Annotated in this window: 13 protein-coding genes; 7 read left to right on the forward strand and 6 right to left on the reverse strand. The window is 64.8% G+C overall.

From position 1 onward, the window contains the following. Positions 1-7: 7 nt before the first annotated feature. The 4 genes from Q0T48_RS12905 to guaD form a co-directional block, all read right to left on the reverse strand. Positions 8-1,864 (reverse strand): dipeptide ABC transporter ATP-binding protein, encoded by a 1,857-nt coding sequence (locus Q0T48_RS12905; RefSeq protein ID WP_295956954.1) that lies wholly within the window; start codon positions 1,862-1,864, stop codon positions 8-10. Further along, positions 1,861-2,733, reverse strand: a complete 873-nt coding sequence (locus Q0T48_RS12910) for a class II glutamine amidotransferase (RefSeq protein WP_295956956.1) — start codon at positions 2,731-2,733, stop codon at positions 1,861-1,863. The genes Q0T48_RS12905 and Q0T48_RS12910 overlap by 4 nt, the downstream gene beginning before the upstream one ends. Before the next feature lie 75 nt (positions 2,734-2,808). Then, positions 2,809-3,375, reverse strand: a complete 567-nt coding sequence (gene dcd / locus Q0T48_RS12915; RefSeq protein ID WP_295956959.1) for a dCTP deaminase — start codon at positions 3,373-3,375, stop codon at positions 2,809-2,811. 97 nt (positions 3,376-3,472) lie between these two features. Continuing rightward, positions 3,473-4,756: a guanine deaminase gene (gene guaD, locus Q0T48_RS12920; RefSeq protein ID WP_295956961.1), complete on the reverse strand. Its 1,284-nt coding sequence runs from the start codon at positions 4,754-4,756 to the stop codon at positions 3,473-3,475. Positions 4,757-4,823: 67 nt separating this feature from the next. Here guaD and Q0T48_RS12925 point away from each other — a divergent pair, with 67 nt between their 5' ends. Beyond that, positions 4,824-5,573: a tetratricopeptide repeat protein gene (locus tag Q0T48_RS12925; protein WP_295956962.1), complete on the forward strand. Its 750-nt coding sequence runs from the start codon at positions 4,824-4,826 to the stop codon at positions 5,571-5,573. 3 nt (positions 5,574-5,576) lie between these two features. Here the strand turns inward: Q0T48_RS12925 and Q0T48_RS12930 are convergent, their stop codons facing one another. Next, positions 5,577-6,599, reverse strand: a complete 1,023-nt coding sequence (locus tag Q0T48_RS12930; protein ID WP_295956963.1) for an AraC family transcriptional regulator — start codon at positions 6,597-6,599, stop codon at positions 5,577-5,579. Between the two features lie 103 nt (positions 6,600-6,702). Here Q0T48_RS12930 and Q0T48_RS12935 point away from each other — a divergent pair, with 103 nt between their 5' ends. From Q0T48_RS12935 to Q0T48_RS12960, 6 genes are read left to right on the forward strand one after another with little or no spacing between them, the layout of a single operon-like run. Continuing rightward, a complete protein-coding gene (locus Q0T48_RS12935) occupies positions 6,703-7,878 on the forward strand; it encodes an isovaleryl-CoA dehydrogenase (RefSeq protein ID WP_295956965.1) in 1,176 nt (391 codons plus the stop codon). Between the two features lie 11 nt (positions 7,879-7,889). Further along, the gene (locus Q0T48_RS12940) at positions 7,890-9,554 is read left to right on the forward strand and encodes an AMP-binding protein (protein ID WP_295956967.1); all 1,665 of its coding nucleotides are present in this window, start codon (positions 7,890-7,892) and stop codon (positions 9,552-9,554) included. After that, positions 9,551-11,158 carry a carboxyl transferase domain-containing protein gene (locus tag Q0T48_RS12945; protein ID WP_295956969.1) on the forward strand — a complete coding sequence of 536 codons (1,608 nt, stop codon included), beginning with the start codon at positions 9,551-9,553 and terminating at the stop codon, positions 11,156-11,158. The genes Q0T48_RS12940 and Q0T48_RS12945 overlap by 4 nt, the downstream gene beginning before the upstream one ends. Positions 11,159-11,165: 7 nt before the next feature. Next, the gene (locus Q0T48_RS12950) at positions 11,166-11,951 is read left to right on the forward strand and encodes an enoyl-CoA hydratase/isomerase family protein (protein WP_295956972.1); all 786 of its coding nucleotides are present in this window, start codon (positions 11,166-11,168) and stop codon (positions 11,949-11,951) included. 9 nt (positions 11,952-11,960) lie between these two features. Next, the gene (locus Q0T48_RS12955; RefSeq protein ID WP_295956973.1) at positions 11,961-13,949 is read left to right on the forward strand and encodes an acetyl/propionyl/methylcrotonyl-CoA carboxylase subunit alpha; all 1,989 of its coding nucleotides are present in this window, start codon (positions 11,961-11,963) and stop codon (positions 13,947-13,949) included. Beyond that, on the forward strand, positions 13,946-14,854 hold the full coding sequence (locus tag Q0T48_RS12960; protein WP_295956976.1) for a hydroxymethylglutaryl-CoA lyase: 909 nt from the start codon (positions 13,946-13,948) through the stop codon (positions 14,852-14,854). The genes Q0T48_RS12955 and Q0T48_RS12960 overlap by 4 nt, the downstream gene beginning before the upstream one ends. Positions 14,855-14,935: 81 nt before the next feature. Here the strand turns inward: Q0T48_RS12960 and Q0T48_RS12965 are convergent, their stop codons facing one another. Continuing rightward, the gene (locus tag Q0T48_RS12965; RefSeq protein WP_295956978.1) at positions 14,936-15,748 is read right to left on the reverse strand and encodes an Ivy family c-type lysozyme inhibitor; all 813 of its coding nucleotides are present in this window, start codon (positions 15,746-15,748) and stop codon (positions 14,936-14,938) included. Between the last annotated feature and the right edge of the window lie 285 nt (positions 15,749-16,033).

Raw genomic sequence — 16,033 nt, forward strand, 5'->3', positions numbered from 1 at the left:
ACTAAAACTAGTAAATACCACCGACCGCGTGGCGCGCCACAAAATGGCCGGGGCCCACCTCGACCAGCGGGGCCACCTGCGGCAGGTCGTTCAGGGCACGGATCGGACTGGGGATGTCACCCGTCAACAGTTCGCGCCGGTTGTGGCGGCGTGCCGGGTCGGCCACCGGCACGGCGGCCATCAGGCGGCGGGTGTAGGCGTGCTGCGGGTTCTCGAACACCGCACGGCGCGGGCCGATCTCGACAATCTGGCCCAGGTACATCACCGCAACCCGGTGGCTGATGCGCTCCACCACCGCCATGTCGTGCGAGATGAATAAAAAAGCGATGCCGAATTCGCGCTGCAAGTCCAGCATCAGGTTGACGATCTGGGCGCGGATGGACACGTCGAGTGCCGATACCGCCTCGTCGGCAATCACCACCTTGGGGTTCAATGCCAGCGCCCGGGCAATCGCAATCCGCTGGCGCTGCCCTCCCGAGAATTCATGCGGGTAGCGTTGGGCGGCGTTGGCGGGCAGGCCCACGCGATAGAGCAGAGCAGCCACCCGCTTTTCGGCCTCCGCGCCTTTGACCACGCCATGCACCAACAGCGGCTCCATGATGGCAAAGCCCACCGTCAAACGCGGATCTAGCGAGGCAAACGGGTCCTGGAAAATAAACTGCACATCGCGCCGCAGGGTTTGCAAAGCCTGGCCTTTTAACGGCGCAATCGCCCGTCCATTCACGTCCACGCTGCCTGCGTTGAACTCCACCAACCGCGCCAGCGAGCGCCCGGTGGTGGACTTGCCGCAACCCGACTCACCCACCAGGGCCAGCGTCTCGCCCCGCCGCAGGCTGAAACTGACCTGCTCCACCGCACACACCTGGCGTGTGATGCGCCCCAGCACTCCGGTACGCACCGGAAAACGGGTGGTCAAACCCTGCACACTCAGCACCGGCGGCATATCGTATTTAACCGTATCGCGCTCCGGCCAAGCCACGGCATGCGCCGCGTCCAGCAGCGGAAATTTGGCCGGGCTGTCGGTGCCGCGCATGGCCCCCAGCGTGGGTACGGCCGCCAGCAGCGCTTGGGTGTAGGGGTGTTGGGGAGCGGAAAACAGGCGGGCGCAGTCGTTTTCTTCGACCTTGTCGCCGCGCAACATGACCAGCACGCGGTCGGCCATCTCGGCTACCACGCCCATGTCGTGGGTGATGAAGACCACGCCCATCTGCATCTCGTCTTGCAGTAGGCGGATGAGAGACAGCACCTGGGCCTGGATAGTCACGTCCAGCGCGGTAGTGGGCTCGTCGGCGATCAGCAGGCGAGGCTTGCAGGCCAGGGCCATGGCAATCATTACCCGCTGGCGCATGCCGCCAGACAGCTGGTGCGGAAAGCGGCCCAGCACATTCTTCGCCTCTGGGATGCGCACCAGGTCCAGCATGCGCAGGGCCTCGGCCAGGGCGGCAGCGCGGCCCAGCCCCTGGTGCAGGCGGATAGATTCGGCAATCTGCTCGCCCACGGGGAACACCGGATTCAGCGAAGTCATGGGCTCCTGGAACACCATGGCCATCTCTGCCCCGCGGATGCCGCGCATGGTGGCCGGGCTGGCCTGGGCCAGGTCCAGGCTGCTGCCGTCGCGCCGGTGGAACTGCATGCTGCCGCCGAGGATGCGCCCGCCGCCGTTTTCCACCAGCCGCATCAGCGCCAGGGACGATACCGACTTGCCCGAGCCCGATTCGCCCACAATCGCCAGGGTTTCGCCCGCGTTGACGTAAAAAGACAGGTCACGCACGGCATCCACCACGCGCTCCTTGGTTTCAAACCGCACGCTCAAATGCTGCACATCCAGCACCCGGCGACTGTCCTCCCCTGTGGGAGCAGTCACGCAGGCGCTCCCAGGCTGGCACGCACGGCAACCAGCTTGGGCGGCACGGCCCGAGCGGCTTTCACAGCCTTCACGGGTTTGGGTGGCAGGCTGGTGCTGCTCCAGACCTGGGCACCGTCGACAAACACCTTGAGTTCGCCCGGGGCGAAGCTGTCCCAGGGTTCGTCGGCGGTCAAGGGTTCAGTGGCCACCAGCACCATGCGGTCGCTTTCGCCGTTAGCCTGGCGCAGGTCCAGTGTCATGTCGCAGTCGATCAACTTGGCGGTTTGGAACGGGTGCTGGCGCGATACCCAGCTGAGTTGGGTGGAGCAATGTGCGTACATGGCCTCGCCGTTGGACAGCAGGAAGTTGAAGGTGCCGTGGCTGGCGATGCGGCGCGACAGCTCGGCCAGCACCGGGGCCACCTGCTTCCAGCTGGGCGGGCAGGCCCCTTTGAATGCGCTGCGCAGCTCTTGCAGCATCCAGCAAAAGGCTTTTTCGCTGTCGGTGGTGCCCACCGGCAGGTAGTTGCCGCGCAGGTTGGGGTGGTAGTTTTTGAGGTCGCCGTTGTGGCAGAACACCCAGTGCTGGCCCAGCCATTCGCGCTGGAACGGGTGGCAGTTGGACAAAGTGACCGCGCCCTGGGTGGCTTTGCGGATGTGCGCCAGCACCGACTTGGATTTGATCGGGTAGCTGCGCACAAAGTCGGCCAGGGCCGAGTCGCTGGCCCGTCCGTCGTCGATGAACACCCGGCAGCCGGTGCGCTCGTGGAAGGCAATGCCCCAGCCGTCGGCGTGTTCGCCGGTCTGCCCACCGCGGGCCGAAAAACCGGCAAACGAGAAGTTGATGCTGGCGCTACTGTTGCAGTTCATGGCGAGCATTTGGCACATGGTATTTCCTTGGAGTCGCCCTGCGCAGTTGCAAGAATCAGGCCTTTTCGACTGTTATTCCGGCTGATACCTGGTTTAGGCTCGTGGCAAAGTCACGCCCACCTGGCCCTGGTATTTGCCACCACGGTCCTTGTAGCTGACCTCGCAAACCTCGTCGCTTTCAAAGAACAGCACCTGGGCGCAGCCCTCGCCCGCGTAAATTTTGGCGGGCAGCGGCGTGGTGTTGCTGAACTCCAGGGTCACGTAACCCTCCCACTCGGGTTCGAACGGGGTCACGTTGACGATGATGCCGCAGCGGGCGTAGGTGCTTTTGCCCAGGCAGATGGTCAGCACATTGCGCGGAATGCGGAAATATTCGACCGTGCGGGCCAGCGCAAAGCTGTTGGGCGGGATGATGCAGCTGTCGCCCGAAAAATCCACAAAGCTCTTTTCGTCGAAGTTTTTCGGATCGACCACGGTGCTGTGGATGTTGGTGAACACCTTGAATTCGGGCGCGCAGCGGATGTCGTAGCCATAGCTGCTGGTGCCGTAGCTGATGATCTTGTTGCCGTCGCGTTCGCGGATCTGGCCGGGCTCAAACGGCTCGATCATCCCGGTTTGCTCGGCCATGCGGCGAATCCACTTGTCGCTTTTGATAGTCATTGGGCAGTCTCTGAGGTTGGCCACGATTGTACCGCGCAGACACCCCATCGCTACCAAAGTAATAGCTATATGCACATGCGTTACATGCGCTAACGGTCTATTTGGCTTGGGATATCACCGTGCGTTCAACGGCCCGGTCGTCGGCCAGGATGATCAGGCCAAACAACAGCTCGTCCAGGCTCTGCGCCCGTGCCGTCTTGCGCGCCAGCAAGGGCGTGGCCTGCGGGTTGAGCACCAGAAAGTCGGCCTCGCAGCCTACCGCCAGGTTGCCCACCACGCCGCCCAGGCCCAGTGCCTGCGCTGCGCCTGCCGTGTGCTGCCACCACAGATTTTGCGGACTGAGCGACAGGCCGGGTTTGGTTTGGCCCTCTCGCCCCACGTAATAAGCCGCACGCATGGTGTGGAAGGGGCTGAAGCTGGTGCCGCCGCCCACATCGCTGGCCAGGCCGTAGCCAAAGCCGATGCGGTCTGCGCCCTCGTAGTCAAAAAAGCCGCTGCCCAGAAACAGGTTGCTGGTCGGGCTGATGGCGGCCACGGTGCCACTGTCGCGCATCAGGGCGCGGTCGATATCGTCGAAATGGATGCAGTGGGCGTACACCGCGCGCGGACGCAGCAGGCCAAAGTCCTGGTATACGCTGAGGTAGCTGCGCGCATCGGGATAGAGCTCGCGCACCCAGGCGATTTCGCCCAGGTTTTCGGCCACGTGGGACTGCACCCACACATCGGGGTACTTGGCGGCCAGCGCGCCTGCACCGCGCAACTGGGCGGGCGTGCTGGTGGGTACAAAGCGCGGGGTGATAGCGTAGCCCAGGCGGTCCACGCCGTGCCAGCGCTGGATCAGCGCCTCGGTGTCGAGCAGGCTTTGCTCGGTGTCGTCGCGCACGCCGTCGGGCGAGTTCTGGTCTTGCAGCACCTTGCCGGTGATCAAGCGCATGTGGTTCTTCTGCGCCTCGGCAAACAATGCATTGACGGAGGCCGGGTGCGAGGTTGCAAAGGCCAGCGCCGTGGTCACGCCGTTGCGCAGCAGCTCCGCTACAAAAAAACTAGCTACTTCCGCAGCATGATCGGGCGCTGAGAACTGTTTTTCCGCAGGAAAAGTGTAGTTCTCCAGCCAGGGCAGCAGGCCGTCGGCGGGCGCGCCAATGATGTCGGTCTGCGGGTAGTGGATGTGCATGTCCACAAAACCCGGTGCCAGGATGCGACCCGGCAGGTGCTCCACCGGCAGGCCGGGGTATTTGGGCCCCAGAGTTCGGTACGGCCCCACGGCTTGCACCCGCCGGGTGCCCGACGCATCAGGACCGACCACCAGCAGGCCATCTTCTTCAAAAATAGCCGAGTGGTCGGGGGCAAAACGGAGGATGGCGGCGCGGTAAGCTTTCATAGGACCATAGCTTACGCATAATTCGGACCAATTCTTATCTGTCTCATCTGTCTCATTTGTACTGCCCATGACCGCCCTGCCCCCGCTTCCTCCCATTTCCCCCGCCCCCACCCAAGCCGAATGGACCGCCGTGCTGGCCAGCCCGCCCGCGCAGGCCCTGCCCTGGGTACAAACCGCCGCCGCCCAGGGTAATGCCGACGCGCAAGCCGTGCTGGGCCAGTGGCTGCTGGACGGCCACGGCATGGAACGCAACCCCGCCCAGGCCCTGCACTGGTTTTTGCAAGCCGCCGCACACAGCCACGCCATGGGCATGAACATGGCCGGGCGCTGCCTGGAAAACGGCTGGGGCGCACCCATTGACCTGTTTGCCGCCGTGGCCTGGTACAAAAAAGCCGCCAGCCTGGGCCTGGATGCCGGCTTGTACAACCTGGCCAACCAGCTCGCCGAGGGCAAAAGCGTGCCGCAAGACCACGCCGCCGCGCTGCAGCTGTACCGCCAGGCCGCCGACCTGGGCCACGCCAAGTCCATGACCAAGATTGGCCGCTACTACGAGAACGGGCTGGTGGTGGAAAAAGACGAGGAGACCGCCTTCTTTTGCTACCAGGAAGGTGCCCAGGGCGGCGACTTTCGTGGCCAGTTCAACTATGCCGGCATGCTGGCCGCGCGCGGGCGGCTGCCGGAAGCACTGCAGTGGCTGAACAAGGTGCCGCTGACCGCCACCCCGGCGTATTTACAGAAGGTAGGCTCGGTGCTGCTGGAATCGGGCCACCCGGAGTTTCGGCGCGTGGGCCAGCAAATGCTCGACAAAACCACCTAAACCTCAGCGCATTTCGCTGGGTGTGAGCCCGGTCCAGGCCTTGAATGCGCGCGAAAAGCTCTTTTCGTTCAAAAAACCCACGGTGTGCGCAATCTGCTTCACCGGCCAGTCGGTGCGGCGCAGCAGGTCCAGGGCGACTTCGCGTCGCACCTCGTCGCGCAGGGCCTGCAGCGACACGCCCTCCAACTGCAACTGCCGGTGCAGGCTGCGGGTGGACACGCCCAGCGCCATGGCCAGGGCCTCGGCATTGCGCAGCTCGCCAGAACGGGTGCGCAACAGCGCCCGCACGCTCTGCTGCAACAGCCGGTCGTGCCGGTACTGCAGCACCGTCAAAGGCAGCGCCCGCTCCAGCATGGTCTGCAGGGCCGATTCGTCGCGGCGTAAGGCCAGGCCCAGGTAGCGGGCATCGAAGCGAAAGCCCGCCTGCGGCGCGTTGAACACCGTCGGCCCCGGAAAAATCAGCGGATACACCTGTCCGTGGGCGGGCTCGGGGAACGGAAACGCCACCCCGTGCAGCGGAATCCGCGAGTCAATCGCCCAACAGGCATAGCCGTGCAAGTAGCGCAGGCTGGTGACCAGGCAGAACTCGCGCAGCGGGCCAAACGCCTGCTGTTCGGCCAGCGTTACCACGGCCTCATCGCCCTCGATGCGCAGTGACAACTCCAAGTCACCCGTCAGCAAGCGGTGGTGGCGGCACCAGCGCTTGATGGCCACCTCCAGGCTGGGTGCGCCCAGCGAGGCCCGGCACAGCAGGCCATAGCTGCCCCAGGGCAGCTTGCGGGAAAACCAGCCCAGGGCCTCGTCGTCCAGCTCGCGCATGGCGGCATTGCACAGCGTTTCCATTTGCGCTGCCGTGATGCACGCCTGCGGATCGGCCAACAGGGCTGGCGTAATTTGTGCAGCCTGCAAGGCCAGGCCCGGGTCTTGGCCGTAGCGTTCGTAGGCCAGCAAAACCGCCTGCACAAAGGCGATGGGTGTGGCGGCGCGGGGGGGGGCGGAAGTAACGGCTGGGGAACGGTGTGGCATGGGCCCGAGGCTAATCAACTTTGGCACGATTTGCAACCACATTGGCATACATTGACCGCACCACGGGCGGACACTAGGCAAAACTTTTTGAGGAGACACCCCCATGGCCCACCTGCCTTCGCTTTCATTCAACCTTGGCGACACCATCGACATGCTGCGCGACACGGTGCAGAGCTTCTCCGCGGCAGAAATCGCCCCGCGCGCCGCCGCCATCGACCACGACAACCTGTTCCCCGCCGACCTGTGGAAGAAGCTGGGCAGCCTGGGCCTGCACGGCATGACGGTGTCGGAAGAGTACGGCGGCACCGAAATGGGCTATCTGGCCCACATGGTGGCGATGGAAGAAGTCTCGCGCGCCAGCGCCTCGGTGGGTCTGAGCTACGGCGCGCACTCCAACCTGTGCGTCAACCAGTTGCACCGCAATGGCACCAAAGCCCAAAAAGACCAGTACCTGCCCAAACTGGTCAGCGGCGACCACGTGGGTGCCCTGGCCATGAGCGAGCCCAATGCGGGCTCTGACGTAGTCAGCATGAAGCTGCGCGCCGATTTAAAGGGCGACCGCTACGTGCTCAACGGCTCCAAGATGTGGATCACCAACGGCGGCGATGCCGACACCCTGATCGTCTACGCCAAGACCGACATCCACGCCGGTGCCAAAGGCATGACCGCCTTCATCATTGAAAAGAGCTTCCAAGGCCTGAGCTTCGGCACCAAGCTGGACAAAATGGGCATGCGCGGCTCCAACACCTACCCGGTGTTTTTCGAAGACTGCGAAGTGCCTGCCGAAAACGTGCTGGGCGGCGTGGGCCAGGGTGTCAAAGTGCTGATGTCGGGCCTGGACTACGAGCGCACCGTGCTGTGCGGCGGCCCGCTGGGCATCATGGCGGCCTGCATGGACGTGGTGGTGCCCTATGTGCACGACCGCAAGCAGTTCGGCCAGAGCATTGGCGAATTCCAGCTGATGCAGGGCAAGCTGGCCGACATGTACACCACCTGGCAGGCCTGCCGCGCCTACGGCTATGCCGTGGCTGCGGCCTGCGACCGGGCCGACCACGCCCGTACGCTGCGCAAGGATGCCGCCGGTGCCATCCTGTACCTGGCCGAAAAAGCCACCTGGATGGCAGGCGAGGCGATCCAGATTCTGGGCGGCAACGGCTACATCAACGAATACCCCACGCCACGCCTGTGGCGCGATGCCAAGCTGTACGAAATCGGCGCGGGCACCAGCGAGATCCGCCGCATGCTGATTGGCCGCGAGTTGTTTGCAGAAACGGCGTGAGGATAGACACCATGGCACCGACCCCGAGCTACGCCCAAGGCAGCACCGAGGTACCGCTGATCGAGCAGACGCTCGGCGCATTCTTCGACAACATGGTCGCCAGGCAACCCGAGCGCGAGGCGCTGGTGAGCCAGCACGAAGGCCGTCGCTTCAGCTACGGCGAACTGCAGACCGCATCGAACCGCCTCGCCAGCGCTCTGCTGAACCTGGGCCTGGTGCCCGGTGACCGCGTCGGCATCTGGTCGCACAACAACGTGGCCTGGGTGTTGGTACAGATCGCCACCGCCAAGGTCGGCATCATCCTGGTCAACATCAACCCGGCGTACCGCACCTCGGAACTCGAATACGCGCTCAACAAGGCGGGCGTTAAAGCGTTGGTCACGATGGCCAGCTTCAAGACCAGCGACTACCTGGGCATGCTGCGCGAACTGGGGCCTGATCGCGTGCCGCTGCTGCGCCACATCGCGTGGATCGACCGTGACGGCGAAGCGGACCAGCCCGGCATGCGGCGCTTCTCCGACCTGCTGGCCAGCGGCAGCCCTGACGACCCTCGCATCGCGCAGATCGGCAGCGGCCTGCAGGCCACCGACCCGATCAACATTCAGTTCACCAGTGGCACCACGGGCTTCCCCAAGGGCGCCACGCTGACGCACCGCAACATCCTGAACAACGGCTTCTTCATCGGCGAATGCATGCAGCTCACGCCGGCCGACCGGCTCTGCATCCCCGTGCCGCTGTACCACTGCTTCGGCATGGTGCTGGGCAACCTGGCCTGCCTCACCCACGGCGCCACCATCGTCTACCCGAGCGACGGCTTCGACCCGCTCATGGTGCTCGAAACGGTGCAGGCCGAGAAGTGCACCGGTCTGCACGGCGTGCCAACGATGTTCATCGCCGAGCTCGACCACCCGCGCTTCGGCGCGTTCGACCTGTCCACGCTGCGCACCGGCATCATGGCCGGTTCGCCCTGCCCGACCAAGGTGATGAAGCGCGTGGTCGACCAGATGCACCTTGCGCAGATCACCATCGCCTACGGCATGACCGAGACCAGCCCGGTGAGCTGCCAGAGTAGCACCAACACCCCGCTGGCCCAGCGCGTGTCGACCGTCGGCACGGTGCAGCCGCACCTGGAGATCAAGATCGTCGACCCCGAAACCGGTGCCCTGGTGCCGCGCGGTACACCTGGCGAGCTCTGCACGCGTGGCTACTCGGTGATGCACGGCTACTGGGAAGACGAAGCGAAAACCCGCGAGGCCATCGACACCGAACGCTGGATGCACACCGGCGACCTGGCCACCATGGACAACGAGGGCTACGTCAACATCGTGGGACGCATCAAGGACCTGGTGATCCGCGGCGGCGAGAACATCTATCCGCGCGAGATCGAAGAATTCCTCTACCGCCACCCCAAGGTGCAAGACGTGCAGGTGGTCGGCCTGCCCGACAAGCGCTACGGCGAAGAGCTGTGCGCCTGGATCATCCCCAGGCCGGGGCACAGCGCCACCGAAGACGAGATCCGCGACTTCTGCAAAGGCCAGATCGCGCACTACAAGGTGCCCAAATACATCCGCTTTGTCGACGCGTTCCCCATGACGGTGACTGGCAAGATCCAGAAGTACAAGATCCGCGACGCAATGAAAGAGCAGCTTGGGCTGAACGAGGAAAAGACGGCATGAACACACTCGCATCCAAACTCAACCCACGCTCTGCCGACTTCCAGGCCAACGCCGCGGCCATGCGCACCCTGGTGCAGGATCTGCGCGCCAAAGCCGCGGAGGCCGCCCTGGGCGGCGGCGAGGTGGCTCGGCAACGCCATACCGCGCGCGGCAAGCTGCTGCCGCGCGACCGCGTAGCCCAGCTGCTCGACCCCGGCACGCCCTTTCTGGAGGTAGGCCAACTGGCGGCCTACGGCATGTACGACGGCGAGGCCCCCGCTGCCGGGCTGATCACCGGCGTAGGCCGGGTGAACGGCGTGGAATGCATGGTGGTGGCCAACGATGCCACCGTCAAAGGCGGCACCTACTACCCGCTGACCGTCAAGAAACACCTGCGCGCGCAAGAAATTGCCATGCAAAACCATCTGCCCTGCATCTACCTGGTGGATTCGGGCGGGGCCTTTTTGCCCCGCCAGGACGAAGTCTTCCCCGACCGAGACCACTTTGGCCGCATCTTCTACAACCAGGCCCAGATGAGCGCCATGGGCATTGCGCAAATCGCGGTGGTGATGGGCTCGTGCACCGCAGGCGGGGCCTACATGCCCGCCATGAGCGATGAAACCATCATCGTCAAAAACCAGGGCACCATCTTCCTGGGCGGCCCGCCGCTGGTGAAAGCCGCCACCGGCGAAGTGGTCACCGCCGAAGACCTGGGCGGGGGCGACGTGCACACCCGCATCTCCGGCGTGGCCGACCACCTGGCCGACAACGACCCGCATGCCCTGCTCATCGCCCGCAACATCGTCGGCAACCTGAACCGGCAAAAGCCCTTCACGGTGAAGCTGGAATCCAGCGAAGAGCCGCTGTACGACCCCGCAGAAATCTACGGCGTGGTGCCACTGGATGCACGCAAGCCCTACGACGTGCGCGAGATCATCGCCCGCACCGTGGACGGCTCGCGCTTTGACGAATTCAAGGCCCGCTATGGCAGCACCCTGGTCACCGGCTTTGCCCATTTGCATGGCATACCGGTGGGCATCATCGCCAACAACGGTATTTTGTTTGCCGAGTCGGCCCAGAAAGGCGCGCACTTCATCGAGCTGTGCGCGCAGCGCGGCATCCCGCTGGTGTTCTTGCAGAACATCACTGGCTTCATGATTGGCCGCAAGTACGAGAACGGCGGCATCGCCAAAGACGGCGCCAAGATGGTCACCGCCGTGGCCACCGCCAATGTGCCCAAGATCACCATGCTGGTAGGTGGCAGCTTTGGCGCAGGCAACTACGGCATGTGTGGCCGCGCCTATTCGCCCCGCTTCCTGTGGATGTGGCCCAACGCGCGCATCAGCGTGATGGGCGGCGAGCAGGCCGCGGGCGTGCTGGCCACCGTGAAGCGCGAAGGCATCGAAGCCAAGGGCGGCCAGTGGTCGGCCGAGGACGAAGCAGCCTTCAAAGACCCGATCCGCGCCCAGTACGAGCTGCAAGGCCACCCCTACTACGCCACCGCCCGGCTGTGGGACGACGGCGTGGTGGACCCGGCGCAAACCCGGCGTGTGCTGGGCCTGTCGCTGGCCAGCGCGCTGAATGCGCCCATCCAGCCCACGCAGTTCGGCATCTTCCGCATGTGAGGCCACCATGTCCTACACCACCCTAGAAATCGAGCACCACGGCCGCGTTGCCTGGCTGTGGATGAACAAGCCCGAGGTCCACAACGCCTTTGACGAAACCCTGATCACCGAGCTGACCCAGGCCCTGCTGGCACTGGATGCCGACCCCACCGTGCGCGCCGTAGTGCTGGCGGGCCGGGGCAAAAGCTTTTCGGCCGGGGCCGACCTGGGCTGGATGCAGCGCCAGGGTGCGGCCACGCTGGAAAAGAATGTGGACGATGCCCGCCAACTGGCGAAGCTGTTCCGCACCCTGTCCTGCATGGCCACGCCCACCATCGCCCGCGTGCACGGTGCCGCGCTGGGCGGCGGCATGGGCCTGGCTGCCGCCTGCGACATCTGCGTGGCCTCCAGCAAGGCACAGTTCGCCACCTCGGAAGTGCGCTTTGGCATCATCCCGGCGGCCATCAGCCCCTACGTGCTGCGCGCCATCGGCGAACGCCAGGCCTACCGCTACTTCCAGACCGCAGAGCGCATCAGCGCAGAGCGCGCCCTGGCCCTGGGCCTGGCCCACGAAGTCGCCGCGCCCGAAGCGCTGGATGCCACCGTGCACACCCTGCTGGAGGCCTTGCAGGCCGGTGGCTCGGGTGCGCAAGCCGCCGCCACCGCGCTGATCCGCGCCGTCGCCAACCACCCCATTGACGATGCTCTGGTGGAAGACACCGCCCGGCGCATCGCCCGCCTGCGCGCCACGCCCGAGGCCCGCGAAGGCCTGGCGGCATTTCTAGAAAAGCGCGCGCCCTCTTGGGTTGCGTAAGGAAAAAATATGTTCAACAAAATCCTCATCGCCAACCGCGGGGAGATCGCCTGCCGGGTCATCAAGACGGCCCGCCGCATGGGCATCCGCACCGTGGCGGTGTACTCCGAAGCCGATGCCAATGCCCGCCATGTGCGGCTGGCCGACGAAGCAGTCTGCATCGGCCCCGCAGCAGCCCGCGAGTCGTATCTGGTGGCCGGCAAGATCCTGGCCGCCGCGCTGCAAACCGGTGCCCAGGCCGTGCACCCCGGCTACGGCTTTTTGTCCGAGAACGCCGACTTTGCCGATGCCTGCGCCCAGGCCGGTGTGGTCTTCATCGGCCCGCCCGCCTCGGCCATCCGCGCCATGGGCAGCAAGTCTGCGGCCAAGACCCTGATGGAAAAAGCCGGTGTACCCCTGACCCCCGGCTACCACGGCGACAACCAGGACCCCGGCTTTCTGGCCGCGCAGGCCGAGAAAATCGGCTACCCGGTGCTGATCAAAGCCAGCGCAGGCGGCGGTGGCAAGGGCATGCGCCGGGTGGACGCGGCGGCAGATTTTGCGGCATCCCTCGTGTCATGCAAGCGCGAAGCTATCAACGCATTCAATAACGACCATGTGCTGATCGAGAAGTACGTGCTGCAGCCGCGCCACATCGAAATCCAGGTGTTTGGCGACAGCCTAGGCCACTGCGTGTATCTGTTCGAGCGCGACTGCTCGGTGCAGCGCCGCCACCAAAAGGTGCTGGAAGAAGCCCCCGCCCCCGGCATGACCCCCGAGCGCCGCGCGGCCATGGGCACGGCCGCGGTGAATGCCGCCCTGGCCGTGGGCTATGTGGGCGCAGGCACGGTGGAGTTCATCGCCCACCAGGACGGCGCCTTCTACTTCATGGAAATGAACACCCGGCTACAGGTGGAGCACCCGGTGACCGAGATGATCACCGGGCTGGACCTGGTGGAATGGCAGCTGCGCGTGGCCTCGGGCGAGCCCCTGCCGCTGGCGCAAGAGCAACTGGTGCTGACCGGCCACGCCATCGAGGCCCGCATCTACGCCGAAGACCCGGACAAAGGCTTTTTGCCCTCCACCGGCCGACTCAGCCACCTGCTGCCCCCGGCCGCTTCCGCCCATGTGCGCGTCGATACCGGGGTGGAGCAAGGGGACGAAATCACGCCGCACTACGACCCGATGATCGCCAAGCTCATCGTCTGGGATGCCGACCGCACCCAGGCCCTGGCCCGCATGCGCCAGGCGCTGGCCGACTACCAGATCGTCGGCGTGGCCAACAACGTGGCCTTCCTGCAGCGCCTGGTGACCACCGCGTCGTTTGCCCAGGCGAAGCTGGACACGGCACTGATCGAACGCGAGCAGGAACATCTGTTCCCCGCACTGGCCCAGGCCGTGCCCGGTGACGTGTGGATGCTGGCCGCTTTAAGCGTGCTGCAAAGCCAAAAGGATGCTGCCGCCCTGCCCGCCATGGAACCCGACTCGCCCTGGCGCGTGCTGGACGGCTGGCGGCTCAACGGCACATCGCAGCAAACCATCACCCTGCGCTGTGGCGAGACGGAGCAGGCGGTGACCGCCGAAGTGGTGGCCGACGGCGTGCTGCTTGGCCTGGGCGGTGACCCCGTGCTGGCCCGCCGCACCGGCCCATCCCAAGTCCAGCAGGTGCAACTGGGCGATCGCCGCCTCCATGCCACGGTGGTGGCCCAGGGCGTACACCTGCACGTGTTCTGCCAAGGCCAGAGCTGGGCGTTAGCGAAGGTAGAGCTGCTGCACGGCGAAGGGGGCGACGATGCCCACGGCGGGATTCACGCACCCATGCCCGGCAAGGTGATCGCCCTGCTGGCCACTGTGGGTGCCACGGTAGAAAAAGGCACGCCCCTGCTGGTACTGGAGGCCATGAAGATGGAGCACACCATCTACGCGCCCGCCAAGGGCATCGTCAAGGCCTTCCATTTCAGCGCCGGGGAGCAGGTGGGCGATGGGGTAGATTTGGTGGATTTCGAGGCCACGCCATGAATCCCTTTGTGCGCATCATCGAGATGGGCCCGCGCGACGGCCTGCAAAACGAAAAACAGCTCGTCTCCACCGCCACCAAGCTGGAGCTGATCCAGCGCCTGGCCGATGCCGGGCTGCGCGAAATCGAGGCGACCTCCTTTGTATCCCCCAAATGGGTGCCGCAAATGGGCGACTCTGCCGAGGTCATGCGCGGCCTGGTGCGCCACCCCGGTGTGAGCTACCCGGTGCTGACCCCCAATCTGCAAGGCTTTGAAGCGGCGGTGGCGGCGGGTGCCGACCATGTGGCGGTGTTCGCCGCTGCCTCCGAGGCGTTTTCTCAGAAGAACATCAACTGCTCCATCGCCGAATCCCTGGCCCGCTTTACCCCGCTCATGGCCGCCGCCCAGGCCCAAGGCGTGCGGGTGCGCGGCTACGTGTCCTGTGTGGTGGGCTGCCCGTACGAGGGCGATGTGGCCCCCCAGCGCGTGGCCGATGTGGCCGGACAACTACTGGCCATGGGCTGCTACGAGGTATCGCTGGGCGACACCATCGGCGTGGGCACACCCGTTTCCGTGCTGCGCATGCTGGAGACGGTAGCGCAGCAGGTGCCCGTGGCCCAGTTGGCAGGCCACTACCACGACACCTACGGCATGGCGATTGCGAATGTGTATGCCTCGTACCAGTTCGGCCTGCGCGCCTTCGATAGCTCGGTGGGCGGCCTGGGCGGCTGCCCGTACGCCAAGGGTGCTACCGGCAATGTGGCCACCGAAGACGTGGTGTATTTGCTGCACAAGCTAGGCGCAGAGACCGGTGTGGACCTGGACCGGCTGGTGGACTGCGGCGACTGGATCAACGCCCAGCTGGGCCGCGCCTCGGCCTCACGCGTGGGGCGGGCGTTGCTGGCCAAACGTGCCACCCTTGCGTAAAAACAGGCTTCAAGTCTTTTAGGCTGCCTGTGCTGATTGGGCAAGCGTGAGCAGCTATCATTTTTAAATAAATGCATTCCGCTACGGGCTGCGGAATTGCGCGGTCCACAGCCGCCCCAGGGCGGCGGCCTCGGCGCGGGGCGGGTCGCCCAGCAGCGTGACCTGGCCCTTCTGGTGCACCTGGGCATACAGCACATTGCGCTGCGGGGCATAGAGAAACAACACGTTGTAGTCGTGGCAGTCGTGCGGCTTGCACAGGTCGGCACGCAGATATTCCTTGTTGCCCACTTTCACCCGCGCGATCTGGCTGTTCGGCCCCTCCATGCGGGTCAGCCAGGCCACCTGGCGCAACGGAGCGACGATGAGCGCAAACTGACTTTTGAACTGCGGAGTGGCAAACACCTCGTAGCTGAACGGGGCCGGGGGCGCAACAGTGGCTGCGGGTGGTCCGTCACAACGCCGGTACTGCGCCGCCAGGCGGGCCGGCCCCAGAAAAGCCGACAGCTTGTTGTTTTCGTTCTCGATCTGGATGTAGCGGCCACGCGGGTCCTCATGGACCAAAAACGTCATCTGCTCCTTGCCCTTGATCTGGCTGATGAAAGCCACCACAAAGCCCGCCGGTGCCGTGTTGCCAAAGTAGGAGTACGCCGCCAGCACCTCGCGCCCGGTGATGCTCTGGCCACCGTGCGCAAACACCAGGCTGTTGGGGCCAACCGCCAGGCGCGGTGCGGCGGGGTTCTGGCAGGCGCTGGAGTAACTGCCGCCGTAGTTCTTCAGTGAGGTGGCCGTCACGTCGTCCATGGCCTGTGCGAGCGGGGTGCTGGTCCACAGAACCGCCAGCAAGGAAATGCGCATGCGGTGGGCCGGAAACATGGTGGGGCGCGAAATAGCCATGGTAGGCAGACCTTCCAGAAAGAAGCACTGCGGGCCATCTTAGAACCAAATTTCTGCACTGCGGCAATTATCCGCACACTACAGAAAACGCTACAGTTTCAGTAGCCACCTACGCACATGGAATAAGCGCTAGAGGCAATTCTCATTTAAGGCAACGCTGAATAAGTCCCGACCTGGCGCGTGACTTGCATTGGTATTGTCATCCCTCACAAGGCGACAAAGATGAAGCAACACACCCTGGCCCTGGCCGCCGACCAAGAAGCGGGATTCGCCCAGCACCGCAAA

Source organism: Rhodoferax sp., from assembly GCF_025354435.1.
Classification (GTDB): domain Bacteria; phylum Pseudomonadota; class Gammaproteobacteria; order Burkholderiales; family Burkholderiaceae_C; genus Rhodoferax_B.